Origin of the sequence: Streptomyces sp. NPDC102279 (assembly GCF_044766365.1) — a bacterium.
Taxonomy (GTDB): domain Bacteria; phylum Actinomycetota; class Actinomycetes; order Streptomycetales; family Streptomycetaceae; genus Streptomyces.
This window is the reverse complement of record NZ_JBIWLU010000003.1, coordinates 140,608-164,842: the sequence shown is the minus strand read 5'-3', so window position 1 is coordinate 164,842 and position 24,235 is coordinate 140,608. Positions and strand designations below refer to the sequence as shown.

The following is a 24,235-nucleotide window of genomic DNA, read 5'->3' as shown; positions in this document are numbered from 1 at the left end:
TGGGCACGTTTCACGTGAAACGTGCCTGATGAGCCAAGGGTGTGTTTCACGTGAAACCAATCGATCCGCGGCTGCTTCGGTACGCCCGAGCCACCCGCCTCTTCCTCCTGGCGGTCGTGGCGCTGGGTGTCGTCGGAGCGGCGCTGGTCATCGCCCAGGCGATACTCATCGCCGAAGTGGTGGTGGGTGCCTTCCAGCACGGCTTCTCCGCGACCGAACTCCGTTCGCCGTTGATGCTGTTGGTGGCGGTCGCCATCGGGCGGGGCGCGGTGGCCTGGCTCACCGAGCTGGCCGCTCACCGGGCGAGCGCCGCGGTCAAGTCCGAGCTGAGGGGGCGGTTGCTGGAACGGGCCGCACTCCTCGGCCCCGGGTGGCTCAGCGGCCAGCGGACGGGTTCGCTGGTGGCCCTCGCCACGCGGGGTGTCGACGCTCTCGACGACTACTTCTCGCGCTACCTGCCGCAACTCGGACTCGCGGTGGTCGTCCCCGTGGCGGTGCTGGCGCGCATCGTCACCGAGGACTGGGTGTCGGCCGCGATCATCGTCGGCACGCTTCCCCTGATTCCCCTTTTCATGATCCTGATCGGCTGGGCCACCCGCACACAGATGGACCGCCAGTGGCGCATGCTGTCGCGCCTCTCCGGACACTTCCTGGACGTCGTCGCGGGACTGCCGACGCTGAAGGTGTTCGGCCGGGCCAAGGCGCAGGCCGAGTCGATCCGGAAGATCACCGGCGAGTACCGACAGGCGACCATGCGGACGCTGCGGATCGCCTTCCTGTCCTCCTTCGCTCTGGAGTTGCTCGCCACCATCTCGGTCGCTCTCGTCGCCGTGACCATCGGTATGCGGCTCGTCCACGGCGAGATGGACCTGTACGTGGGGCTGGTCATCCTCGTCCTGGCGCCCGAGGCGTATCTGCCGCTGCGCCAGGTGGGGGCCCAGTACCACGCCGCGGCCGAGGGGCTCGCCGCCGCGGAGGAGATCTTCGCCGTGCTGGAGACCCCGGCACCGGCCGCCGGATCGCTGCGCCTGCCGGCGGGGGAGCTCGGCTTCGAGAGCGTGACCGTGCGCTATCCGGGGCGCCTCACGAACGCGGTCTCGGACGTCTCCTTCACCGTCGCGCGCGGTGAGACGGTCGCTCTCGTCGGGCCCAGCGGCGTGGGCAAGTCGACGCTGCTGAACGTCCTGCTCGGATTCGTGGAGCCCACAGCGGGCCGGGTGCGGGCCGGGGGAGTCGATCTCTCCGAGGCCGACCTCGGGGAATGGCGCTCCCGGATCGCCTGGGTACCGCAACGACCGCATCTGTACGCCGGGTCCATCGCCGAGAACGTACGGCTCGCACGCCCCGACGCGGACGACGCGGCGGTACGCGGGGCCCTCGTCGACGCGGGCGCGGCCGGATTCGTCGACGCGCTGCCGGACGGGGCGGACACACTTCTCGGCGAGGACGGCGCCGGCCTGTCGGCCGGACAACGTCAGCGCCTCGCGCTGGCCCGGGCGTTCCTCGCGGACCGGCCCCTGCTGCTCCTCGACGAGCCGACCGCCTCGCTCGACGGAGCGACGGAGGCGGAGGTCGTCGAGGCCGTCCGGCGTCTCGCCGTCGGGCGGACCGTACTCCTGGTGGTGCACCGGCCGGCCCTGCTCGGGGTGGCGGACCGGGTGGTCCGTCTGGAGGCCGCCTCGCCCGCGGATGCCCGGCTCGCGGAGCCGGCCACCGACTCGGTCACGGAATCCGCCCTCATCGGGTCCGGGGATGTGCGGCAGGCCCGGGGCATCGAACCGAACGGATCGGGCGCGTTGGAGGGAGAGGGGCCCGCGGCGGTGCCGACCAGGCGCGGTGGCGTGCTCGCCCGCGTCCGGGCGATGGCCGCTCCCCGACGGGGGCCGCTCGCGCTCGCCCTGCTCCTGGGCAGCCTCGCGCTGGGAAGCGCCGTCGGTCTGATGGCGACCTCCGGGTGGCTCATCTCGCGGGCCTCCGAGCAGCCGCCGGTGCTCTATCTGATGGTCGCTGTCACAGCCACCCGGGCATTCGGTATCGGGCGGGCCGTGTTCCGGTACGCGGAGCGGCTCGTGTCCCACGACGCCGTGCTGCGGATGCTGGCCGACACCCGGGTGGCCGTCTACCGGCGCCTGGAACGCCTCGCGCCCGCCGGACTGCGCACCACCCGGCGCGGCGATCTGCTGTCGCGGCTCGTCGCCGATGTCGACGCGCTGCAGGACTACTGGCTGCGCTGGCTGCTGCCGGCCGGAGCGGCGGCCATGGTGTCCGCCGTCTCCGTCGGCTTCACCGCCTGGCTGCTGCCCGAGGCCGGGGCGGCTCTCGCCGTCGGACTGCTGGCGGCCGGCGTCGGTGTTCCGCTGGTGACCGGCGTCGTGGCACGCCGCGCCGAGCGACGGCTGGCTCCCGCCCGCGGAGCGCTGGCGACCCAGGTGGCCGACCTGCTCACCGGCACCGCCGAGCTGACCGTCGCGGGCGCCCTGCCCGCCCGTACCGCCGAAACCCGGCGGGCCGACAGCGTCCTGACCCGCATCTCCTCGCGTGCCGCCACCGCGACCGCCCTCGGTGACGGACTCACCGCGCTCCTCTGTGGCCTGACCGTCGCGGCCACCGCTCTGGTCGGCGCCCAGGCCGTCGCCGCCGGACGACTGGACGGCGTACTGACGGCCGTCGTCGTCCTCACCCCGCTGGCCGCTTTCGAGGCCGTCATGGGGCTGCCGCTCGCCGTGCAGTACCGGCAGCGGGTGCACAAGAGCGCGGAGCGCGTGTACGAGGTGCTGGACGCCCCCGATCCCGTACGGGAACCGGAGCGGCCGCGGCAGGCGCCCGCGTCACCGTTCCCGCTGCGCCTGGAAGGGGTTCGGGCCCGCCACGCCGGACAGGGCCGGGACGCGCTGGCCGGCCTCGACCTGACGCTCGACGAGGGCCGCAGGATCGCCGTGGTCGGCATCTCCGGGGCGGGCAAGACGACGCTCGCCCAGGTACTGCTGCGGTTCCTGGACACCGAAGCGGGGACGTACACGCTGGGCGGCGTGGACGCGTACGGGATGGACGGGGACGCCGTGCGCCGGCTGGTCGGGCTGTGCGCGCAGGACGCACACCTCTTCGACAGCACCGTGCGCGAGAACCTGCTTCTCGCCCGCAAGGACGCGACCGAGGCCGGACTGCGCGACGCGCTCGGGCGGGCCAGGCTCATCGACTGGGTGGACGGACTGCCCGACGGGCTGGACACGCTGATCGGCGAGCATGGGGCACGTCTCTCCGGTGGCCAACGCCAGCGGCTCGCCCTCGCTCGTGCGCTCCTCGCCGACTTCCCCGTCCTCGTCCTCGACGAACCGGCGGAACATCTCGACCTGGCGACGGCCGACGCCCTCACCGCCGATCTGCTGGCCGCGACCGAGGGCCGTACGACGTTGCTGATCACGCACCGGCTCGCCGGGCTCGACGCGGTGGACGAGGTGATCGTGCTCGCGGACGGCCAAGTGGTCCAGCGCGGAGGCTTCACGGAGCTGTCGGCCGTCGAGGGACCGCTGCGGGAGATGGTGGAGCGGGAGACCGCCGGAGATCTGCTGGTGGGTGTGGCGGCGGGATGACCGCGGCCTTGGCCGTCCCGGCGCGCCGGGGATCTGCTCCGGCTGTCCCCGGATCCGGGCCGTGTGGGTTCGCCCGAGCAGTCCCGGATCCCCGGTGGGGTGAATGCTCCCGAGGGGTCCCGGACGGCACCGCCTCCCGTGGCCGACTTTCCCTGGCAAATAGGACTAACTAGGCTCGGAGCATGTCAGCAGCTTCCGCTTCTCCCGCTCCGGACGGCGGCACCGGCGTGCCGGACCGGGCGGACAGCCCGGGTCCCGGTGGGCCGGACGCCGAACTGGCCGCTCGGGTGCCGCGTTTGCTGGAGGCGATGCGTTCGGTCGGCTCGGGACTGGAGCTGCACTCGACGCTGGACCGGATCTGCGAGACCGCCGCCGACCTCACGGACGCGCGCTACGCGGCCATCGGCGTCGTCTCGGAGAGCGCCCACGGGCTCGCGGACTTCGTCTTCCACGGCGTCGACCAGGGGACGGCGCAGCGCATCGGACGGCTCCCCGACGGACACAAGGGCCTGCTGGGCGCGCTCGTCCACGACCCCGGTCCGGTCCGCCTCACGAATTTGGCCGAAGACCCGCGCTCGTGCGGATTCCCCGCCGACCATCCCCCGATGAGCAGTTTTCTCGGGGTGCCGATCACGGTGCAGGGGGAGATCTTCGGCAATCTCTACCTGGCCGAGAAGCGCGGCGGCGGCGCCTTCGGGGACGACGACCTCAACATGGTCCGGGTACTGGCGACGGAGGCGGGTATCGCCATCGGCAACGCCCGGCTCTACGAGGCGGCCAAGCAGCGCGAGCGCTGGATCGACGGCTCGGTGGCCGTCACCACCGCCCTGCTGGCCGGCGGCGACGCCGAGGATGCCTTGCAGGTCGTCGCCGAACAGGCACGCCGGCTCTCCGGATCCGCGGCCGGGATCGTGCTGCTGCCCGCCGAGGACGGCGGGCTGGAGATCGTCGCCGTCGCCTCGGAACACCCCTCGAAGGCCCTCGGCGTGGTCGTCCCGCCGGAGAGCCAGGTGGTCGCCGAACTCCGCGAGGGCGAGCCGGTGTTCGTCGAGGACGCGGCCACCGACCCGCGCATGCTCACGGATCTCGCCAGCGCCTACGGGCCGGTGATGCTGCTTCCCCTGCAGAGCGACGGCCGGGTCGTCGGGGCCCTCGTCACCCCGCGGAGCCGCGGGGAGCGCCCGTTCTCCGAGTCGGAACGGACGCTCGCCGCCCAGTTCGCCTCACAGGCGGCCCTTGCGCTGATGATGGCCGAGGCACAGCGGGACCGGGAACGGCTCGCGGTCTACGAGGACCGCGACCGGATCGCCCGTGATCTGCACGACCTGGTCATCCAGCGGCTGTTCGCCACCGGGCTGATGCTGGAGAGCGCGCAGCGCCGGTCGAACGTGCCCGAGGTGCAGCGGGGCGTCGGCAAGGCGGTCGACGAACTCGACATCACCATCCAGGAGATCCGTACCGCCATCTTCGCCCTGCAGCAGGGTCCCGCCGAGGTGCCCTCGGGCCTGCGCACCCGGGTCCTGCGCGAGATCAACATGGCCGCCGTCCCCCTCGGCTTCAAGCCCGGTCACCGCTTCGTCGGCGCCGTCGACACGGTGGTCGGCGAACTCACCGGCAAGAACCTCATCGCCGCCCTGCGCGAAGCCCTGTCCAACGCCTTCCGGCACGCCGGGGCGTCCCGCATCGAGGTCGCGGTCGACGCGAACGTCGTGCTGCCCGACGGGCGGCCGGCGGTGCGCCTCTCGGTCGCGGACGACGGTGTCGGCATCCCCGAGGGCGGCCGGCGCAGCGGCCTGAGGAACCTCAAGCGGCGTGCCGAGTCGCTGGGCGGCGCCAGTTGGTACGGGCCAGGGCTCGCCCGGAACGGGGGCGGTACGACGGTGGTGTGGCAGGTGCCGCACTGAATCGCCGTGTGCACAGGGAACGTTGTGGCGGCCCCGTGACGCCCGTTCGCTGAGCCATTGGTGACGGTCCGTCCCCCAGGTGCACCTCTAGAACAGGCCGGGTCCGGCGGGGCGGGACACGATCGCTTGCATGCGCTCCTCTCGTCGCCATCCCCTGCTCGCACCGGCGCTGTTGTGTGCGGTCGCGGTGCTCGCCGCCCGTCCGACGGTGGCACAGGGAGACGCGGCGGAACCCGGCGTCAGCGCCCAGGTGGCGCGGCTGTACGACGATGCCGCCGTGGCGACGCGGCAGTACGAGGCGGGGCGGCGGGACGCGGATGCGCAGCGTGGCCGGGCGGAGCGGGCGGAGCAGCTGCTGACGCGGGAGCGGCAGGAGATCGCGGTGCTGCACGCGGACCTGGGCCGGATCGCGCGCGCCCAGTACCGGCAGGGCGGTGACCTCCCCTACACCGCGCAGATCCTCCTGGCGAAGGACCCCGACGACCTGATGCGCGGTCAGCGTGCCATCTGGCGGGCCGATCTGGCTGTCGGCAACTCCGTCGCGAAGAGCAGGCGGGCCGAGGACCGGCTCGCCGCCGACGAGGGGAAGGCGCGGTCGGCGTGGCAGACGCTGGAGAGACGGACCGGTGAACTCGCCGAGATGAAGGGGACCATCCAGGCGAAGCTGGAGGAGGCACAGTCGACGCTGCAGAGCCAGGCGGACGCCTCGGTGGCCGCCGGAGCATGCCGGGGGGCGGTCCGACTCGACCAGTCGGCTCCGGACTCGACGCGGTCATGGGTCACGCCGGTCGAGACGTACGAGCTGTCCGCGGGTTTCGGGAGTGGGGGTGACCGCTGGGCGAACCGGCACACCGGGCAGGACTTCGCCGTTCCCATCGGCACGCCGGTGCGCGCGGCCGGGGCGGGCCGGGTGGTGAAGGTGACCTGCGGCGGTGCCTTCGGCATCGAGATCGTGATCGAGCACCCGGGCGGTTACTACACGCAGTACGCGCACCTCGCCGCGGTGACCGTCGACCAGGGGCAGCAGGTGGCGGCCGGCCAGTGGATCGCGCAGTCCGGTACGACCGGCAACTCGACCGGCCCGCATCTGCACTTCGAGGTGCGGGTGACCCCGGAGATGGGGTCGGCGGTCGACCCGGTGCCGTGGCTGGCCGAGCACGGGGTGGTCGTGTAGGTCCGCCGGGCTCCGGCCGGGGGGAGGCGGTCGTGGCGCTCCACGTGAACCACAGATGCCTCCACCGCGTCCGTGAGGGCTTGGGGCGGTGCACCGCGCCGCCGGGTGTCTGTCGGTCACGGCGGCGGCCGGCCGACCCCGGGACCGCCCTCACCGGAAGGGGGCTACAGCCGCTCCGCCAGGATCCGCTCGATCACGATGGCCACACCGTCCTCGTTGTTCGGGGCGGTGCGCCCGGAGGCGGCGGCGATGGCGGCGGGATGGGCGTTGCCCATCGCGTACGAGCGGCCGGCCCAGGTGAGCATCTCGACGTCGTTCGGCATGTCACCGAAGGCCGCGACCTCCTCGGGGGCGATCCCGCGCTCGGCGCAGCACAGTTCGAGGGTGCTGGCCTTGGAGACGCCGGGGCCGCTGATCTCCAGGAGCGCGCTGGGGCTCGACCGGGTCACGTTGGCCCGGTTGCCGATGGCGGTGCGGGCGACGCTGAGGAAGTCGTCCGGGTCCATGTCCGGGTGGAACGCGAGCACCTTCAGGACGGGCTGGTCGGCGTCCAGCGCGTCCTTCGCGAGGAGCTTCTCGGCGGGCAGGACGATCTCCGGGGGTTCCATGTGCATCAGGGGATAGCCCGGTTCGAGATGAAGGCCGAACGTCCGCTCGACGGCGCACACCGTGCCGGGCGCGGCGGCGCGCAGCAGCTGGACGACGTCGAGGGCGGTGTCAGGTTCCAGTTCCCGGACCTTGACGAAGCGGTGGGCGCCGGGGCCGCCGTGCAGGTCGACCACGGCGGCGCCGTTTCCGCAGATCGCCAGGCCGTGCCCGTGGACGTGGTCGCTGACGACGTCCATCCAGCGGGCCGGGCGGCCGGTGACGAAGAAGACCTCGATGCCGGCCTGTTCGGCGGCGGCGAGGGCGGCGATCGTGCGGTCCGACACCGTCTTGTCGTCGCGCAACAAGGTGCCGTCGAGGTCCGTGGCGATCAGCCGGGTCGGGACGGTGGAGGCCGGAGTCTCGGGCCGGCGAGTCGCTGAGGTCACGCGCCCATTCTCCCGCATATGCGCGCACGGCCGTGCGGCGGTCCGCACACTTGAGTGGTTACCGTCCTCACCAGCACGATGACAGCCCGTTGGAGCCAGGCGTCGGTGCGATGGGGCGGGAGCGGTGCGACGGGTCTCAGGGGAGCTGCGCGACCGCCTCCATGGCGATCCGCTCGAAGATCTTCTGGTCGGCGGCGAAGTCCGAGTCGGGGATCGGCCAGTGGATCACGAGGTCGGTGAAGCCCAGTTCGGCATGACGGCCCGCGAAGTCGACGAACGCGTCGACGGACTCCAGCGGACGGGTCCGGTCGGGGGTGAAGCCGGTCAGCAGGACCTTGTCGAGCTCGGCCACGTCCCGGCCGATCCCGGCGCACGCGTCGGCCAGCTTGTCGACCTGTGCGCGAATGGCTTGAACCGACTGGTCCGGGGTGCCCGTCTCGTACAGCTTGGGATCGCCGGTGGTCACCCACGCCTGTCCGTGCCGGGCGGCGAGCTTCAGTCCGCGGGGCCCGGTGGCCGCCACCGCGAAGGGCAGCCGGGGACGCTGGACGCAGCCGGGGATGTCGTACGCCTCGTGCGCCGAGTAGAAGTTGCCGCTGTAGGAGACGACGTCCTCGGTGAGGAGACGGTCGAGCAGCGGGACGAACTCACCGAAGCGGTCGGCGCGCTCCCGCGGGGTCCAGGGGTCCTGGCCGAGCACGGTCGCGTCGAATCCGGAGCCGCCCGCGCCGATGCCCAGGGTGATCCGGCCGTTCGAGATGTCGTCGAGGGAGATCAGTTCCTTGGCGAGCGGGACCGGGTGCCGGAAGTTCGGTGAGGTCACCAGGGTGCCCAGGCGCAGTCGCTCGGTGACACCCGCGGCGGCTGTCAGCGTCGGGATGGCTCCGAACCACGGGCCCTCACGGAAGGTCCGCCACGAGAGGTGGTCGTAGGTGAACGCGGTGTGGAAGCCGAGCTGCTCCGCGCGCTGCCAGGTGGAACGCCCGCCTTCGTGCCAGCGGACGTGGGGCAGGATCACAGTGCTCAGACGCAGACTCATGAATCGAGCCTAAGCGGAACGGGACGTGATCGCGGACACCGGGAGATCCCCATGGCCCGGCGTTCCCGCACCGCCGATTCCCTGCGTCCCCGCATCGGCCCGTGGCCGGCGTCTCCGCGTCCCTGGGCCGACGTCTCCGTATCGCCCCGGCCCGGTCCCCCGGGGGGCCGGCTTCAGTGCGGGCCGGGAAACCGCAGGTAGCGCGGGGGTACGGCCTCGGTCAACCAGACGCCGTTGGCGCTGACGCGGAAGACGTGGCCGTCGCGTTGCATGGCGGCGGCGTCGACGGAGAGGACGACGGGCCGGCCGCGGCGGGCGCCGACGCGGGTGGCGGTCTCCCGGTCCGCGGAGAGGTGCACGGCGTGCCGCCTCATGGGCCTCAGGCCCTCGGCACGGATGGCGTCCAGAGTGCGGGCGACGGTCCCGTGGTAGAGGTACGCGGGCGGCGTCGCCTCGGGCAGGCCGAGGTCGACCTCCACGGAGTGGCCCTGGCTGGCCCTGATCCGGGCGCCCTCGACAGCGAAACGGCGCTTGTCGTTGTGGGTCACCACGTGATCGAGTTCGTCGCGCGTGAACCGGAATCCGTGTGCGGCAGCGGCGGTGATCAGGGTGTCGATCTCGACCCAGCCGCCCTCGCCGAGGGTGAGCCCGATCCGCTCGGGCTGGTGTCGCAAATGCTTCGACAGGTACTTCGACACCTTCACGGTGCGTCTGTCGTCCATCGGTTCATCCACTGGTCCGACTGTCGGATCAGCTGTCTGCTCATCGTTCTGTTCCTTCATGCGCCCAGCGTGCCTGGCGAGAGGCGGATCACGCATTTGATTTTGGCTCGCAGGTTTGATCCACAGCCAAGTGCTGTTATCCACAGGGGAATTGAGCATCCTGTGGACAACGCGCTTGCGCTTTAGGGTATTTCGTCAACGATGCTGCGATTGGCATGATTTGCGGCCAGCCCGTCCAAGGTGCGTGCCCGCAGCTCGCGTTCGGCGGCGACCGCGACGAACACCGCTGCCCCGGCCGTCCCAACAAGCCTTTCCACGGCGCGCATTGTCTCGGCCGGCATCTCCACCGTGCGCGTCTCGTTCCGTTGCTCTGGAGGCTCTTCCCTGGCCAGGTGCTGTCGCAGATGACGGGTGGCGAACGCCCGCATGGCTCGGGCGAGTTCGGCGTCCACGGTCTGCTGGGCGAGCGGTCGCAGCCGTCGGACGAGCGAGGCCGCTTCGGCGGCCTCCGTGTCACTCGGCGGATGTTCCCCCAGATAGCGTGCGAAGACGTGCTCGGTGGTGAACTCCAGGAAGCGCGAGGCGATGTGCTCGACCTGTCCCCTCAACTCCCGCAAGTGGACCGAGATCGCGGACAGCGGGACGCCCGCCTTGTGCAACTCCGAGGCAGCGGCGAGCTCTTGGGGGCTCGGCACGAGGAAGCTGTCCTCGTCCCCGGGAACGGGCTCCAGTACGCCCAGTTCCACCGCGTCCGCCACCGCCGCGTCGTCGTGGCGTCCACCGAACCGCTCGTCCAGTTCCGCCCGGGAGATCCGCCCGGCCTCCTCGTCGGTCCACGGCCCGTCGACCTCCGCGACCAGCCCGAGGACACCGCCGAGTCCGCGCCCCGCGTCCCATGCCTCCAGGAGCTCCTTGATCGACGCCAGCGTGTATCCACGGTCGAGGAGGTCCGCTATCTGCCGCAGCCTGGCCAGATGGGCGTTCGCGTACACGTTGGCGCGGCCGCGCCGCTCAGGGCGGGGGAGCAGCCCCCGGTCCTGGTAGGCGCGGATCGTACGGACCGTTGCACCGCTGCGGTGCGCCAGGTCCTCTATGCGGTACGCGGCCCCGCCCGGGTGCTCACTCATCTCTCCCGCCTTCCTGCCGTGCGCGTCTCCCCTGCCGCCTCTCCCCTGTCTACCCCGTCGGGTCCTACGCGGTCGCCGCCCGGGCGATCGCGCCCACTGCGGAGCGCGCGGCGGGAGACTGCGCGAGGTACTCCACCGCCCTGCGCAGCGAGCCCTCCCGCGACGGATGGTAGGACCGCCGCAGATAGCGCGGCACGGCTGCGCCGAGCTCCTTCCAGGTGGGCAACAACCCCTTGCGTACGGCTCTGTTGTGCTCGGCGAGCGAGTAGCGCAGGCGTCCTGCCAGCCGTGGGTCACGGCGAATGAGGTAGGTGGCGCCCCAGCCCCACAGGTACAGCATCATCGGTGCGGTGACGGCCATGCCCGCGATCCGGCGGGCGTACCGGGCGGCGCCCTCGCCGCCGCAGTGCTGGTACATGTCGAAGGCGACGGCGCGGTGTTCGACCTCCTCCGCGCCGTGCCAGCGCAGCAGGTCCAGCATGACCTCGTCGGCGTCGGCGAGATCGAGTCCCTCCGCCGCCAGCACCCAGTCGCCCAGCACCGCCGTGAACTGCTCGATCGCCGCGATCACCGAAAGCCGGAACCGCAGCCACTCCCCGGCCGGGATCGGAACTCCCCGGGGCGGCTCGTCGCCGAGCAGTTTCTCGAAGAGGAAGTCGACGTACTTGGTGAAGTCGGCGGTGTCGAGCCGCTGGGCGGCGAGGTGGTCGAGGACGTGGGCGTGCTGAACGCTGTGCGTGGCCTCCTGGCCCATGAACCCCTTGACGTCCTTGAGGAGTTCGGGGTCGCGGACCAGCGGCAGCGCCTCCTTGAAGACCTTCACGAACCACCGCTCCCCCGCGGGCAGCAACAGATGCAGCACGTTGATGACGTGGGTGGCGGTGGGCTCGTCCGGGATCCAGTGCAGCGGGGTGTCCTCCCAGTCGAAGGACACCCGCCTCGGGGCGATCGCGTAGTACCCGTCGTCCGGAGGACCGCTGGTCGACCTGTCCATGAACGCTCCCCCCGAAGACGCCGTCGAGCCGTCCGGCCCGTCTCCCCCTGCCCGGCCGGTCACAGCGGCGGCTCCAGCCGGGCGATCGCGCGCAGGGTCCGGGGCGCGAAGCGGTGCAGCAGGTGGGCGCCGCGCGCCTCCGGAGTGACCGGAACCACCGCTTCGTTGCGCACGACCGCCCGCAGGATCGCGTCGGCGACCTTCTCCGGCGGGTAGTTGCGCAGCCCGTACAGCCGCGTCGACCGCTTCTGGCGCCGCTTCTCCTCGGTCGCGTCGACTCCGGCGAAGCGCGCGGTCGCGGTGATGTTGGTGTTGACCAGGCCGGGACAGATCGCCGATACGCCGATGCCCTGGCCGGCCAGCTCGGCGCGCAGACACTCGCTGAGCATCAGGACGGCCGCCTTGGAGGTGCTGTACGCGGGCAGCGCCTTCGAGGGCTGGAAGGCTGCCGCCGACGCGGTGTTGACGATGTGGCCGCCCTGTCCGCGGTCGGCCATCTGCTTCCCGAAGAGGCGGCAGCCGTGGATCACGCCCCACAGGTTGACGTCGAGGACCTTCTTCCAGTCCTCCGGGGTGGTGTCGAAGAAGGAGCCGGAGAGCCCGATGCCGGCGTTGTTCACCAGCACGTCCACCACGCCGTACTCGGTGACGACCTTCTCGGCGAGCTTCTCCATAACCTGCTCGTCCGAGACGTCGACGGTCTCGGCCCAGGCCGCGGGAGAGCCGATGAGCCGGGACATCTCCGCCGTACGGGCCGCGCTCTCCGCGTCCCGGTCGACGGCCACCACCCGAGCGCCCGCCTCGGCGAAGGCGAACGCCGTGGCCCGGCCGATGCCACTGCCCGCACCGGTGACCAGCACCAGCTGCCCGCCGAACCGCTCCGCATACCGGCCGGTGGCCACCGTCGAGGCGGCGGGTACCCCCGACTCGCGCCCTTCGTTGGCGGTCACGAACTCGGTGATCCAGGCGGCCAGTTGGTCCGGCCGCGTGCGCGGAACCCAGTGCTTGGCCCGGATCGTGCGGCGCACCAGCTGCGGAGCCCACTCCTCCAGCCCGTCGTAGAGGCGCTCGGAGAGAAAGGCGTCCCCGAGAGGCGTGATGAGCTGCACGGGCGCGTGCGCGTACGCGTCGTCGCGGGGGCGGCTCAGCCGCGGCCGTACGTTGTCGCGGTACAGCCAGGCGCCGTGCGCCGCGTCGGTGGGCAGTGACGCGGTCGGGTAGTCGCCCGCCGGCACCTTCTCGACCCGCTCGAGGATCTTCGGCCAGCGCTTGCCCAGGGGGCCGCGCCAGGCCAGCTCCGGCAGAACCGGCGTGTGCAGCAGGTACACGTACCAGGACTTGGCGCCCTGGCCGAGGAGTTGGCCGGCCCTGCGGGGCGTGGGCCGCCTCATCCGCTGCTTGATCCAGTGGCCGAAGTGGTCGAGGGAGGGTCCGGACATCGAGGTGAAGGACGCGACCCGGCCCTGGGTGCGCGCGACGGTCACGAACTCCCAGGACTGCACCGAACCCCAGTCGTGCCCCACCAGGTGCACCGGCTCGTCGGGGCTGACCGCGTCGACGACCGCCAGGAAGTCGTCCGTCAGCTTCTCCAGCGTGAACCCGCCCCGCAGGGGCTGCGGTGCCGTCGAACGGCCGTGGCCCCGGACGTCGTACAGCACGACGTGGAAGCGGTCGGCGAGCCGGACGGCGACCTCGGACCACACCTCCTTGGAGTCCGGATAGCCGTGCACGAGCACGACCGTCGGCTGCCTGTCGTCGCCCAGCTCGGCGACGCACAGCTCGACCCCGCCCGTCCGCACCCAGCGCTCGCGCGCGCCCACGAGACTCACTTGTCCTCCGCCCAGCGCCGCACGTGCGGCAGATCGTCGTCGAGCCAGAACGCGCTCTGCTCGGGGTCCCTGGAGTCGGTGACGACCAGGATCTCCTCGAACTTCGCGCCCGTACCCCGGAATCCGAGGTGCGGTTCGACCGCCCACAACCCCGGCCGGGGCGGGTGGTCGGAGAAGGTGTACGGCGACCACAGAGGTGACCAGCCGTCCCGGTGCCCGCGCAGCGCGTCGCTCGCCAGCCCCTTCAGGGACTGCGTGCCGAACCCGAACAGGTGCGGTGACCACGGCCGCTCCCGCACCCGGTCCACCTTGTGCGCGATCACGCCGAACGGATACGCGCGGTGTCGGTTGGCGTACCCCTGGCGGACCATGAGCCGGTCCACGTCCTCGTAGATCTCGCGGAGCGGCCGCCGCTCGCGCACCTCGCGCAGGATCAGCTCCCGGTGCGCCTCAAGATCGGCGAGCAGCCTGTCCTGCACGGGGTTCAGCCCGAGCGAGCCCGAATAGCCGATGTCCGCCGTGAAACCCTTGTACACCGGAGCCATGTCGAGGATGAAGGGCATCCCCGGCTCCAGCCGGCGGTTGGTGGGGAAGAACTGGAGGGGGATCCGGAAGCCGACGAACGCCGTGCGGTCGCCGAACCAGGCGAAGGGCAGATGGAACCAGTCCCGCACCCCGCGCTCGCGCAGCCACACCCGCTGCATCCGCGCCGCCTCACGCTCGGTGACGCCGGGCTTCAGCTGCGCCGCGACCGCCTCCGCGCACTCGTAGGCGAGACGCTGAACCTCTCTGAACCCCCGCAGCTCCACGGAGAGTTCGCCCGCCACTGCCGTCGTCATGCCACCGCCCCACCCTGTCCACACCGACTGCGGTACGTGCCCGTAACTTGACACTGGTGAATGTGACAGTTGTTAGAGGCCGCGTCAATAGACCGGTGCCCGGCCTGTGGACAACCGGATGGATGTGGATAACCGACGCGCGGTTGGTGTACCTCAGGGGGACCCCTAAGGACCCGTACGACTGGAGGCTGACACGGATCCACCTCCACGGGCTGACGACCCCTGTGGTCTGCGCCACTACCTTCGAATCGTGACTGTGATCGCGACCGAAAGCCTGAGCAAGCGGTTCCCCCGGGTGACCGCGCTTGACCGGCTCTCCGTGGACGTCGGACCCGGTGTGACCGGACTCGTCGGAGCCAACGGAGCCGGCAAGTCCACACTGATCAAGATCCTGCTGGGTCTGTCCCCCGCCACCGAGGGCCACGCACGCGTGCTCGGCCTCGACGTCGCCACCGAAGGCGCCGCCATCCGTGAGCGGGTCGGGTACATGCCCGAGCACGACTGCCTGCCGCCCGACGTCTCGGCCACCGAGTTCGTCGTCCACATGGCGCGCATGTCCGGGCTCCCGCCGGCCGCGGCCCGCGAGCGCACCGCGGACACCCTGCGCCACGTCGGGCTCTACGAGGAGAGGTACCGCCCCATCGGCGGCTACTCCACGGGCATGAAGCAGCGTGTGAAACTCGCGCAGGCCCTTGTCCACGACCCCCAACTGGTCTTCCTTGACGAGCCGACCAACGGCCTCGACCCCGTCGGCCGCGACGACATGCTCGGACTGATCCGCCGCATCCACACGGACTTCGGCATCTCGGTCCTGGTCACCTCGCACCTGCTGGGCGAACTGGAGCGCACCTGCGACCACGTCGTGGTCGTCGACGGCGGCAAGCTGCTGCGCTCCAGCTCCACCACGGACTTCACCCAGACGACCACGACCCTCGCCATCGAGGTCACCGACACCGACGAGCACCCGGACGGCACCCGCGCGGTCCGCGAGGCGCTCCACGCGCGCGGGGTCGAGACGCACGACGGCAGCGGCCTGCCGGGCGCCGGACACATCCTGCTGCTGACCACCGAGAGCGAGGACACCTACGACCTCGTGCGCGACCTGGTCGCCGACCTCGGCCTCGGCCTGGTCCGCATGGAACAGCGCAGGCACCACATCGCCGAGGTCTTCAACGACAGCGACGAACAGCGGACCAAGGACGAGCACGCGGCGAGCGCGGACCCGCGCACCGGCGACGACCAGCGGAAGGAGGCTGTCGGCCATGGCAGTTGAGCAGCCCCTCACCCAGCCCGGTGAGCAGTCCCGCATCCACAACATCGGCTACCGCAACTACGACGGCCCGCGCCTCGGCCGCGCGTACGCCCGCCGGTCCCTGTACTCGCAGTCCCTGCGCGGCGCCTACGGACTCGGCCGCTCGGTCAAGTCCAAGGTCCTGCCGATGCTGCTCTTCGTGGTGATCTGCGTCCCCGCACTGATCATGGTCGCGGTCGCCGTCGCCACCAAGGCGAAGGACCTCCCCGTCGACTACACGCGCTACGCGGTGATCATGCAGGCGGTCATCGGCCTGTACGTCGCCTCGCAGGGTCCCCAGGCGGTCTCCCGCGACCTACGCTTCAAGACCGTGCCGTTGTACTTCTCGCGCCCCATCGAGACCGCCGACTACGTTCGCGCGAAGTACGCGGCGCTCGCCTCGGCGCTGTTCATCCTCACTGCGGCCCCGCTGATCGTGCTCTACGTGGGCGCGCTCCTCGCCAAGCTCGACTTCGCCGACCAGACGAAGGGCTTCGGACAGGGGCTGGTCTCCGTGGCGCTGCTGTCGCTGCTCTTCGCCGGCATCGGCCTGGTCATCTCGGCCGTCACCCCGCGCCGCGGGTTCGGCATCGCGGCCGTCATCGCCGCGCTGACCATCTCTTACGGAGCGGTCTCCACCGTCCAGGCCATCGCCTTCCAGCAGTCCAGCAGCGGGGCCGTCCCGTGGCTCGGGCTCTTCTCGCCCATCACGCTCATCGACGGTGTGCAGACGGCCTTCCTGGGCGCCTCCTCCGCCTTCCCCGGAGAAGTGGGCCCCTCGTCCGGCCAGGGCGTCGTCTACCTCGTCGTCGTCCTGGGTCTCATCGCCGGCTGCTACGGCCTCCTGATGCGCCGCTACCGAAAGGTCGGGCTGTGACCACCCTCAACATCGACCACGTCTCACGCTGGTTCGGCAACGTGGTGGCGGTCAACGACATCACGATGACGATCGGCCCCGGCGTCACCGGCCTGCTCGGCCCGAACGGAGCCGGCAAGTCCACCCTCATCAACATGATGGGCGGCTTCCTCGCCCCCTCGACGGGCACCGTCACCCTCGACGGTCGCCCGACCTGGCGCAACGAGGACATCTACCGGCACATCGGCATCGTCCCCGAACGCGAGGCGATGTACGACTTCCTCACCGGCCGCGAGTTCGTCGTCGCCAACGCCGAACTGCACGGTCTCGGCGCCAAGTCCGCCCAGCGGGCGCTGGCCACCGTCGAGATGGAGTACGCGCAGGACCGCAAGATCTCCACGTACTCCAAGGGCATGCGGCAGCGCGTGAAGATGGCGTCCGCGCTGGTCCACGACCCGTCGCTGCTGCTGCTCGACGAACCGTTCAACGGCATGGACCCGCGTCAGCGCATGCAGCTCATGGAGCTGCTGCGCCGTATGGGCGACGAGGGCCGCACGGTGCTGTTCTCGTCCCACATCCTCGAGGAGGTCGAGCAACTCGCCTCCCACATCGAGGTGATCGTCGCCGGACGGCACGCGGCGAGCGGCGACTTCCGGCGGATCCGCCGCCTGATGACCGACCGCCCGCACCGCTACCTGGTCCGCTCCAGCGACGACCGGGCGCTGGCGGCCGCACTGATCGCGGACCCGTCGACGTCCGGCATCGAGGTCGACCTCGCCGAGGGCGCGCTGCGCATCCAGGCCGTCGACTTCGGCCGCTTCACCGCCCTGCTGCCCAAGGTCGCGCGCGAGCACGGCATCCGGCTGCTGACGGTGTCGCCGTCCGACGAGTCCCTGGAATCCGTCTTCTCGTATCTTGTCGCGGCGTAGGAGGCCGAAGATGTACGACCCCACAGTCGCCCGGCTCACCTACCGCGGCCTGCTCGGCCGCCGCAGGGCCCTCATTCTCGGCGTCCTGCCCGTCCTGCTCATCGTCATCTCGGTGGCTGTCCGCAGCTTCTCCGGGGCCGACGACCAGGTGGCCTCCGACCTGCTCGGCGGGTTCGCCCTCGCCACCATGGTGCCGATCATCGGCGTCATCGCCGGCACGGGCGCCATCGGGCCCGAGATCGACGACGGCTCGGTGGTGTACCTGCTCGCCAAGCCCCTGAAGCGGCCCACGATCATCTTCACCAAACTGATCGTCGCGATCGCCGTGACCATGGCGTTCTCGGCGTTGCCCACTTTCATCGCGGGCATGATCCTGAACGGCAACGGCCAGCAGATCGCCGTCGCCTACACGGTCGCCGCGCTCGTCGCCTCGATCGCCTACGCCGCGATGTTCCTGCTCCTCGGGACCATCACCCGGCACGCCGTGGTCTTCGGACTCGTCTACGCCCTTGTCTGGGAGGCCCTGTTCGGCTCCCTGGTGTCCGGCGCGCGCACCCTCAGCGTCCAGCAGTGGGCGCTCGCCGTGGGCCACAAGGTGACCGGCGGCGACCTCGTCACCTCGGACGTCGGCCTGCCGACCGCGACGGTCCTGCTGGTCGTCGTCACCGTTCTCGCCACCTGGTACGCGGGGCAGCGGCTGCGGTCGTTGACGCTGGCCGGCGAGGAGTGAGACACCCGCTGTGAGCGTGGGAGGTCCGCGCCCCCGGGACCGGGTGAGCGCCGGGGCCTGAGCGCCGACACCACGAAAAGAGGCTCCCCGCGCGCGTGCCGCCGATCACCGGCCACGCGCGCGGGGAGCCTCTTTTTTCTTGACGGGGGCTTCACCTCGGTCCGGGCAGACTGAGCGAACGGGGACGTACGGCCAGGAGGAACGGGGATGGCAGCAGAGGAACCGAGGGGTGACGGCCGCGAGCAGGCCGGTGACGGGTCCGGGGCCGCGGCCGGCGAGCCGTGGGACGACCTGGTGCTCGACGAGGACTTCGTCCGGTCCGCGGAGACGACGGAGCCGTCGGCCCGGGCACGCATGCTCGCCGCCCGCTGGCGCGAGGAAGGACCCGAACCGGAGCCGTGGCGCTCGGACGAGCCGCCCGCGGGATGGTTCTTCAGCAAGAGCCGTCGGCGCAGATGGCGCCGCAGGTGAGACCCGCGGCCGCCCCCTGGGGAGGCGGCCTTTAATCAGTGGCGCTCAAGTCGGCCGACAGGCACAGTAGTTGTGTCCACGCCGTCGGATCCGTCCGGCGCCACACTCTGGGAGAGGAGCGCGACGATGTTCATCAGGAGCAGTTCGTCGAGTTCCCGACAGGGCAGCCCGCGGCGGGTTCCGGAGTAGTTACCCCTCCGTCGAACCCGCTCCGCACGGGGGGCTGCCCGGGGCGGCCGCTTCGAGCGCGCGTGTCGCGCGGGCCGCCCACCCGGAGGATTGGCCGAGTGGGAAGGCACCGGCTTGCTAAGCCGTGGTCGGGGGTGAAACCCCGCGCGCGTTCGATCCGCGCATCCTCCGCAACACGTTCCGCCGCAGCAGCGCCCACGCGGCTGCGGCGACGATCACCATCGCGCGGTAACCCCTGCGGTCATCACCGCGGGCGCCGCCGGTGCCGCGCGGCGCGCGGCAACCGCTATGGCTGCGCCAGCAGCCTCTCGAGGACGACCGCGATGCCGTCCTCCTCGTTCGTGGACGTCACCTCGTCAGCGACCGCCTTGAGGTCGGCGTGGGCGTTGGCCATGGCCACGCTGTGCGCGGCCCACGCGAACATCGGGATGTCGTTCGGCATGTCGCCGAAGGCGATGGTGTCCACGGCTTTCGCGCCGAGGCGGCGGGCCGCCAGCGACAGTCCCGTCGCCTTGGAGAGGCCGAGGGGGAGGAGTTCCACTATCCCCGCGCCCGCCATCGTGACGCCGACCAGCCCGCCCGCGACCTCCGTGGCCACGGCCGCGAGCTCGTCGTCCGAGAGCGTCGGGTGCTGGACGTACACCTTGTTCAGCGGCGCCGACCAGAGGTCCGCCGCCTCCCTGATGGACACGACCGGCAGCGGCCCGTCCTGCACCCGGTAGCCGGGGCCGACCAGCACCTCGCCGTCGAGTCCGTCACGGCTCGCCGCGAGCAGCAGCGGGCCGACCTCCGCCTCGATCTTGGCGAGCGCGAGACCGGCGAGCTGCCGGTCCAGGGTCACCGAGGTGAGCAGGCGGTGCTCCCCCGCGTCGTACACCTGGGCACCCTGACCGCAGACCGCGAGGCCTTGGTAGCCGAGGTCGTCGAGGATGTGACGCGTCCAGGGCACCGCGCGCCCGGTGACGACGATGTGCGCCGCGCCCGCCGCGGTGACCGCGGCGAGCGCCTCACGCGTACGCGCCGAGACCGTCTCGTCGGAACGCAGTAGCGTCCCGTCGAGGTCGGTCGCGACGAGCTTGTACGGGAACGTCCGCGTGCCCGTGGCCTCGGACGGACCCGTGGACCCAGTGGTACCGGTCACTTGGAGATCGGCTCCAGAAGCTCACGGCCGCCCAGGTAGGGGCGCAGTACCTCGGGCACCCGCACCGAACCGTCGGCGAACTGGTGGTTCTCCAGGATCGCCACGATGGTGCGGGGCACGGCACACAGCGTGCCGTTCAGCGTCGACAGCGGCTGGACCTTCTTGCCGTCACGCATGCGGACGGACAGGCGCCGGGCCTGGAAGCCGTCGCAGTTCGAGGCCGAGGTCAGCTCGCGGTACTTGCCCTGGGTCGGGATCCACGCCTCGCAGTCGAACTTGCGGGAGGCCGAGGAGCCCAGGTCGCCGCTCGCCACGTCGATCACCTGGAAGGGCAGTTCGAGGCCGGTCAGCCACTGCTTCTCCCAGTCGAGGAGACGGCGGTGCTCGTTCTCCGCGTCCTCGGGGTCGACGTACGAGAACATCTCGACCTTGTCGAACTGGTGCACGCGGAAGATGCCGCGGGTGTCCTTGCCGTAGGTGCCGGCCTCGCGGCGGAAGCACGGCGAGAAGCCGGCGTAACGCATCGGCAGCTTGTCGGCGTCGAGGATCTCGTCCATGTGGTACGCCGCGAGGGGGACCTCGGAGGTGCCGACCAGGTAGTAGTCGTCCTTCTCCAGGTGGTACACGTTCTCCGCGGCCTGGCCGAGGAAGCCGGTGCCCTCCATGGCGCGCGGGCGGACCAGCGCGGGGGTCAGCATCGGCGTGAAGCCGGCCTCGGTGGCCTGCGCGATCGCCGCGTTGACGAGGGCGAGCTCCAGGAGCGCGCCGACACCCGTCAGGTAGTAGAAGCGCGAGCCGGACACCTTGGCGCCGCGCTCGACGTCGATGGCGCCCAGCGACTCGCCGAGCTCCAGGTGGTCCTTGGGCTCGAAGCCCTCGGCGGCGAAGTCGCGGATGGTGCCGTGCGTCTCCAGGACGACGAAGTCCTCCTCGCCGCCGACCGGGACGTCGGGGTGCACCAGGTTGCCGAGCTGGAGGAGAAGGCGCTTGGCCTCCTCGTCGGCCTCGTGCTGTTCGACGTCGGCCGCCTTGACGTCGGCCTTGAGCTGCTCGGCCTTCTTCAGCAACTCGGCGCGCTCTTCGGGGGAGGCCTTGGGGATCAGCTTGCCGAGCGACTTCTGCTCGGAACGCAGCTCATCGAAGCGGACGCCGGACGACCTGCGCCGCTCGTCGGCGGAGAGAAGGGAGTCGACGAGCGCGACATCCTCTCCACGGGCGCGCTGGGAGGCGCGAACACGGTCGGGGTCCTCACGGAGCAGGCGAAGGTCAATCACCCCTCAAGGCTACCGGTGCGTGCTTCCGCCGAACGACTCGATATTCCGGTGCGTGAGGTCTGTCACGTTATGAGTGAAATGCCGGATCGAATCTCTTGATCACCGATCATCGTCAATGAAAGGGACCTTACTCCCTGAAACGGGGCAGGCGGCCGGTCGCCGGTTGACTGGATCTCCTTGCGGGAGGCGGGAATTGGGATCGGGTTGTCCACAGGAATCTGCGACTCGGGATAGTTATCCACAGGCTGTGTGGAAGATCTGTGGATGTCGGAATTGATCATTCCGATGGCACTTCTGCGGATGAGGAATTCCCGGTTCAAACCCTCTGTACACCCACTTTCGGGTGTAAATGATTCGCTCCATAGAGTTGATCAATGGAAAAGGGTGGACGAAGGGTGACGTGCGGGTCTGTGGAGGAACTTGGGCCCTGTAGGCCGATTTGTCGACGATGTAGTACTTCGTTGTCGACTTGTCCCCAGGTCGAGAAGCGCGCCTGTGGATAACTTCTGTGGATGGCGAAAATAGGCAGGTAGGACCGGGAGCGAAAACCCGGGTGGGTGTGGATCCGCCGGTCAGGACGTGTGAGGGTTCCGGGGCATGCGGATCCACCGGTAGAACCGGTGGGTTTCGGTCGATCGGACGTGGCGGCCCCGTCGGTCAGGAACGGCCGTCCTGGCAGCGCGCCAGCCAGTCCGACGCGGCTGAGAACTCGCTGTCCGACGTCCCGGGCCGCAGCGGCCGGACGTCCTTCAGTGCGACACCGGCACGCGGGTACGAACCGAGGAAGCGCACCTGGGGGCAGATTCGCTTGAGGCCCATCAGTGCCTCACCCACCCGGCGGTCGGTGATGTGGCCCTCGGCATCCACCGAGAAGCAGTAGTTGCCGATGCCCTGGCCGGTGGGGCGGGACTCGATCCGCATGAGGTTGACGCCGCGCACGGCGAATTCCTGCAGCAGTTCGAGCAGGGCGCCCGGGTGGTCGTCGCCGAGCCAGATGACCACGGACGTCTTGTCGGCGCCGGTGGGCGCGGCCGGCCTGGCCGAACGGCCGACCAGCACGAACCGGGTCTCGGCGTTCGCCGCGTCGTGGATCTCGGCGACCAGCGGTTCGAGGCCGTACGTCGCCGCCGCGAACTCGCCCGCGAACGCCGCGTCGTACCGGCCTTCCTGGACCAGCCGCGCGCCGTCCGCGTTCGACGCGGCCGACTCCCACAAGGCGTCCGGCAGGTGTGCGCCCAGCCAGTTGCGCACCTGGGGCTGGGCGACCGGGTGCCCGGTGACCGTCTTGACGTCCTTCAGGGTGGTGCCGGGCCTGACCAGCAGGGCGAAGGCGATCGGCAGCACGACCTCGCGGTAGATCATCAGCGGGTCGCCCTTGGCCAGCTCGTCGAGCGTGGCGGTGACACCGCCCTCGACCGAGTTCTCGATCGGGACGAGCGCACCCGCCGCCTGGCCGCCGCGCACCGCGTCGAGCGCGGCCGGCACCGACACCATGGGCACCAGCTCCCGCGTCGCGGCCTCGGGAAGCGTGCGGAGGGCAGCCTCGGTGAACGTTCCCTCGGGGCCGAGATAGGTGTAGCGCGTCGCCGACATACCGTCACCCTAATGGGCCTTGCCCCACGAGGCTCACGCCTGTGGAAACAGGGCACCCAGGGGTGAATCCACCCCGACCGGACGGACCGGAGGACGGGAACCGTGCCGAGCGGCCGGAGGACGGGAACCGCCGGGCCGCTCAGCCCTCCAGAAGCCGCTGCCCCACGTACTCTCCCCGCGCCGCTCCGCCCGGCACCGCGAACAGTCCGCTCGACTCGTGCCGGATGAAGTCGGAGAGCGCGTCGCCGCGGTCGAGTTTGCGCTGGACGGGGACGAAGCCGCGCAGCGGGTCGGCCTGCCAGCACACGAAGAGCAGGCCCGCGTCCGGCACTCCGTCCGTGTCGATGCCGTCGTGGAAGGAGAACGGACGGCGCAGCATGGCGGCACCGCCGTTCTGGTCGGGCCGGGTGATCCGGGCGTGCGCGTTGATGGGCACGACCAGATTGCCGTCGGCGTCGGACTTGTCGAGGTCCATCGCGGTTTTCTCGGTACCGCCGCTGAGCGGTGCCCCCGTGGACTTCCTCCGTCCGATGACGTCCTCCTGGGCCTTGCCCGAAAGCTTCTCCCAGTCGTCGAGCAGCATGCGGATCCGGCGTACGACCGCGTACGAGCCGTTCGCCATCCAGGCCGAATCGGCGGAGGCGGGCACGAAGATCCGCCCGTCGAAGTCGGGCTCGGACGGCTTCGGATTGCGCGTGCCGTCGATCTGCCCCATCAGGTTGCGGGCGGTCATCGGGGACGCGGTGGCACCGGGCGACCGGTTGAAACCGTTCATCTGCCAGCGCACCCGTGCGGCGCCGCCCGCGTCCTTCTGGAGCGCGCGCAGGGCGTGGAACGCGACCAGGGCGTCGTTCGCCCCGATCTGCACCCACAGGTCGCCGTTGCTGCGCCCCTTGTCGAGGTGGTCGGAGGAGAAGTCGGGCAGCGGGTCCAGTGCGACCGGACGCTGCTTCTCCAGACCCGTACGCGCGAAGAAACTGTGGCCGAAGCCGAAGGTGACGGTCAGCGACGAGGGGCCGGCGTCGAGGGCGACGTCGGTGTCGTCGTGGGCCGCGGCCTCACCCGTCATCAGCCGCTCCGCCGTCGCCGACCAGCGGCGCAGCAGGGCGGCGGCCTCCCGGCGGCCGGCGCCCGCCGTCAGGTCGAAGGCGACGAGATGGCCGCGCGCCTGAAGCGCGGTGGTGATGCCGGGCTGATGTTTCCCGTGAAACATCACCGCGTCCGCGCCGACCGAGGCCAGCGGAACGGTCCTGTCGGCGGAGGGGGCCGCGGCGTAGCCCACGGCGGCCCCGCCCGCGCCGAGGGCGAGCCCTGTCGCACCCGCGGTCCCGAGCAGCCGGCGCCGTGACATGACCCCTGTCGGAGCGCCCTTCGACGAGGCCGTCTGCGCCGACGGGCCGGCGGACGCCTCGGGAGCCGTCGCGCGGGCGGCCTCCGCGGAGGGGTCCTTCGCGGCGGCGTCGCGGGCGGCGGAGGGCGTCCCGGGAGTGGTGTGGTCAGCCATGGTCA

Annotated in this window: 19 protein-coding genes and 1 tRNA gene; 9 read left to right on the top strand and 11 right to left on the bottom strand. The window is 71.0% G+C overall.

Going from position 1 to position 24,235, the window contains the following annotated elements; all coding sequences use genetic code 11:
- The first annotated feature begins 41 nt into the window (after positions 1 to 41).
- The 3 genes from cydD to ACIRQH_RS07520 all read left to right on the top strand — a co-directional run bounded on the left by cydD (position 42) and on the right by ACIRQH_RS07520 (position 6,668).
- Positions 42 to 3,590, top strand: coding sequence for a thiol reductant ABC exporter subunit CydD (gene cydD, locus ACIRQH_RS07530; RefSeq protein ID WP_404224675.1), 3,549 nt, complete (start codon positions 42 to 44; stop codon positions 3,588 to 3,590).
- A 182-nt stretch (positions 3,591 to 3,772) separates the two neighbouring features.
- Complete coding sequence (locus tag ACIRQH_RS07525) at positions 3,773 to 5,494, top strand: GAF domain-containing protein (protein WP_388868208.1); 1,722 nt, start codon at positions 3,773 to 3,775, stop codon at positions 5,492 to 5,494.
- Positions 5,495 to 5,624: 130 nt separating this feature from the next.
- On the top strand, positions 5,625 to 6,668 hold the full coding sequence (locus ACIRQH_RS07520; RefSeq protein ID WP_404224672.1) for a M23 family metallopeptidase: 1,044 nt from the start codon (positions 5,625 to 5,627) through the stop codon (positions 6,666 to 6,668).
- Between the two features lie 164 nt (positions 6,669 to 6,832).
- On the opposite strand, the gene ACIRQH_RS07515 is transcribed toward ACIRQH_RS07520, so the two are convergent.
- The 7 genes from ACIRQH_RS07515 to ACIRQH_RS07485 all read right to left on the bottom strand — a co-directional run bounded on the left by ACIRQH_RS07515 (position 6,833) and on the right by ACIRQH_RS07485 (position 14,252).
- On the bottom strand, positions 6,833 to 7,720 hold the full coding sequence (locus ACIRQH_RS07515) for a Cof-type HAD-IIB family hydrolase (RefSeq protein WP_404224670.1): 888 nt from the start codon (positions 7,718 to 7,720) through the stop codon (positions 6,833 to 6,835).
- A gap of 118 nt (positions 7,721 to 7,838) precedes the next feature.
- Positions 7,839 to 8,741 carry an LLM class flavin-dependent oxidoreductase gene (locus ACIRQH_RS07510; RefSeq protein ID WP_388868202.1) on the bottom strand — a complete coding sequence of 301 codons (903 nt, stop codon included), beginning with the start codon at positions 8,739 to 8,741 and terminating at the stop codon, positions 7,839 to 7,841.
- Positions 8,742 to 8,914: 173 nt separating this feature from the next.
- Positions 8,915 to 9,463 (bottom strand): RNA 2'-phosphotransferase, encoded by a 549-nt coding sequence (locus ACIRQH_RS07505; RefSeq protein WP_404224668.1) that lies wholly within the window; start codon positions 9,461 to 9,463, stop codon positions 8,915 to 8,917.
- A gap of 182 nt (positions 9,464 to 9,645) precedes the next feature.
- The gene (locus ACIRQH_RS07500; protein WP_404224666.1) at positions 9,646 to 10,590 is read right to left on the bottom strand and encodes a MerR family transcriptional regulator; all 945 of its coding nucleotides are present in this window, start codon (positions 10,588 to 10,590) and stop codon (positions 9,646 to 9,648) included.
- A 64-nt stretch (positions 10,591 to 10,654) separates the two neighbouring features.
- Positions 10,655 to 11,584 carry a metal-dependent hydrolase gene (locus ACIRQH_RS07495; RefSeq protein ID WP_404224664.1) on the bottom strand — a complete coding sequence of 310 codons (930 nt, stop codon included), beginning with the start codon at positions 11,582 to 11,584 and terminating at the stop codon, positions 10,655 to 10,657.
- A 59-nt stretch (positions 11,585 to 11,643) separates the two neighbouring features.
- Complete coding sequence (locus ACIRQH_RS07490; protein WP_404224662.1) at positions 11,644 to 13,413, bottom strand: SDR family oxidoreductase; 1,770 nt, start codon at positions 13,411 to 13,413, stop codon at positions 11,644 to 11,646.
- Positions 13,410 to 14,252 (bottom strand): M24 family metallopeptidase, encoded by an 843-nt coding sequence (locus ACIRQH_RS07485; RefSeq protein WP_404224660.1) that lies wholly within the window; start codon positions 14,250 to 14,252, stop codon positions 13,410 to 13,412. Before ACIRQH_RS07485 ends, ACIRQH_RS07490 begins: the two co-directional genes overlap by 4 nt.
- Positions 14,253 to 14,508: 256 nt before the next feature.
- On the opposite strand from ACIRQH_RS07485, the gene ACIRQH_RS07480 reads away from it, so the two are divergent.
- The 6 genes from ACIRQH_RS07480 to ACIRQH_RS07455 all read left to right on the top strand — a co-directional run bounded on the left by ACIRQH_RS07480 (position 14,509) and on the right by ACIRQH_RS07455 (position 18,889).
- Entirely contained in the window at positions 14,509 to 15,525 is a 1,017-nt protein-coding gene (locus ACIRQH_RS07480) for an ABC transporter ATP-binding protein (protein ID WP_358818882.1), read from the top strand.
- Positions 15,515 to 16,420, top strand: a complete 906-nt coding sequence (locus tag ACIRQH_RS07475; protein ID WP_358818834.1) for an ABC transporter permease subunit — start codon at positions 15,515 to 15,517, stop codon at positions 16,418 to 16,420. The genes ACIRQH_RS07480 and ACIRQH_RS07475 overlap by 11 nt, the downstream gene beginning before the upstream one ends.
- Complete coding sequence (locus tag ACIRQH_RS07470; RefSeq protein WP_356432900.1) at positions 16,417 to 17,328, top strand: ABC transporter ATP-binding protein; 912 nt, start codon at positions 16,417 to 16,419, stop codon at positions 17,326 to 17,328. Before ACIRQH_RS07475 ends, ACIRQH_RS07470 begins: the two co-directional genes overlap by 4 nt.
- 10 nt (positions 17,329 to 17,338) lie before the next feature.
- On the top strand, positions 17,339 to 18,058 hold the full coding sequence (locus tag ACIRQH_RS07465; RefSeq protein WP_358818833.1) for an ABC transporter permease: 720 nt from the start codon (positions 17,339 to 17,341) through the stop codon (positions 18,056 to 18,058).
- A 207-nt stretch (positions 18,059 to 18,265) separates the two neighbouring features.
- Positions 18,266 to 18,529: a hypothetical protein gene (locus ACIRQH_RS07460; protein WP_358818832.1), complete on the top strand. Its 264-nt coding sequence runs from the start codon at positions 18,266 to 18,268 to the stop codon at positions 18,527 to 18,529.
- A 273-nt stretch (positions 18,530 to 18,802) separates the two neighbouring features.
- Positions 18,803 to 18,889 (top strand) — tRNA-Ser (locus ACIRQH_RS07455).
- Between the two features lie 115 nt (positions 18,890 to 19,004).
- Here ACIRQH_RS07455 and ACIRQH_RS07450 read toward each other — a convergent pair.
- From ACIRQH_RS07450 to efeB, 4 genes are all read right to left on the bottom strand, one after another.
- Entirely contained in the window at positions 19,005 to 19,859 is an 855-nt protein-coding gene (locus ACIRQH_RS07450; RefSeq protein WP_358818831.1) for an HAD family hydrolase, read from the bottom strand.
- Positions 19,856 to 21,133: a serine--tRNA ligase gene (gene serS / locus ACIRQH_RS07445; RefSeq protein WP_358818830.1), complete on the bottom strand. Its 1,278-nt coding sequence runs from the start codon at positions 21,131 to 21,133 to the stop codon at positions 19,856 to 19,858. Before serS ends, ACIRQH_RS07450 begins: the two co-directional genes overlap by 4 nt.
- A 657-nt stretch (positions 21,134 to 21,790) precedes the next feature.
- On the bottom strand, positions 21,791 to 22,726 hold the full coding sequence (gene pheA / locus ACIRQH_RS07440) for a prephenate dehydratase (RefSeq protein WP_358818829.1): 936 nt from the start codon (positions 22,724 to 22,726) through the stop codon (positions 21,791 to 21,793).
- 139 nt (positions 22,727 to 22,865) lie between these two features.
- Entirely contained in the window at positions 22,866 to 24,230 is a 1,365-nt protein-coding gene (gene efeB / locus ACIRQH_RS07435; protein ID WP_388930058.1) for an iron uptake transporter deferrochelatase/peroxidase subunit, read from the bottom strand.
- Positions 24,231 to 24,235 lie beyond the last annotated feature (5 nt).

Bases quoted from the DNA above. Each gene is read 5' to 3' on its own strand.
- ACIRQH_RS07525 (WP_388868208.1), top strand. From the start codon at position 3,773: ATGTCAGCAGCTTCCGCTTCTCCCGCTCCGGACGGCGGCACCGGCGTG.
- ACIRQH_RS07520 (WP_404224672.1), top strand. From the start codon at position 5,625: ATGCGCTCCTCTCGTCGCCATCCCCTGCTCGCACCGGCGCTGTTGTGT.
- ACIRQH_RS07515 (WP_404224670.1), bottom strand. From the start codon at position 7,720: ATGCGGGAGAATGGGCGCGTGACCTCAGCGACTCGCCGGCCCGAGACT.
- ACIRQH_RS07510 (WP_388868202.1), bottom strand. From the start codon at position 8,741: ATGAGTCTGCGTCTGAGCACTGTGATCCTGCCCCACGTCCGCTGGCAC.
- ACIRQH_RS07505 (WP_404224668.1), bottom strand. From the start codon at position 9,463: ATGGACGACAGACGCACCGTGAAGGTGTCGAAGTACCTGTCGAAGCAT.
- ACIRQH_RS07500 (WP_404224666.1), bottom strand. From the start codon at position 10,590: ATGAGTGAGCACCCGGGCGGGGCCGCGTACCGCATAGAGGACCTGGCG.
- ACIRQH_RS07495 (WP_404224664.1), bottom strand. From the start codon at position 11,584: ATGGACAGGTCGACCAGCGGTCCTCCGGACGACGGGTACTACGCGATC.
- ACIRQH_RS07485 (WP_404224660.1), bottom strand. From the start codon at position 14,252: ATGACGACGGCAGTGGCGGGCGAACTCTCCGTGGAGCTGCGGGGGTTC.
- ACIRQH_RS07475 (WP_358818834.1), top strand. From the start codon at position 15,515: ATGGCAGTTGAGCAGCCCCTCACCCAGCCCGGTGAGCAGTCCCGCATC.
- ACIRQH_RS07465 (WP_358818833.1), top strand. From the start codon at position 17,339: ATGTACGACCCCACAGTCGCCCGGCTCACCTACCGCGGCCTGCTCGGC.
- ACIRQH_RS07460 (WP_358818832.1), top strand. From the start codon at position 18,266: ATGGCAGCAGAGGAACCGAGGGGTGACGGCCGCGAGCAGGCCGGTGAC.
- pheA (WP_358818829.1), bottom strand. From the start codon at position 22,726: ATGTCGGCGACGCGCTACACCTATCTCGGCCCCGAGGGAACGTTCACC.
- efeB (WP_388930058.1), bottom strand. From the start codon at position 24,230: ATGGCTGACCACACCACTCCCGGGACGCCCTCCGCCGCCCGCGACGCC.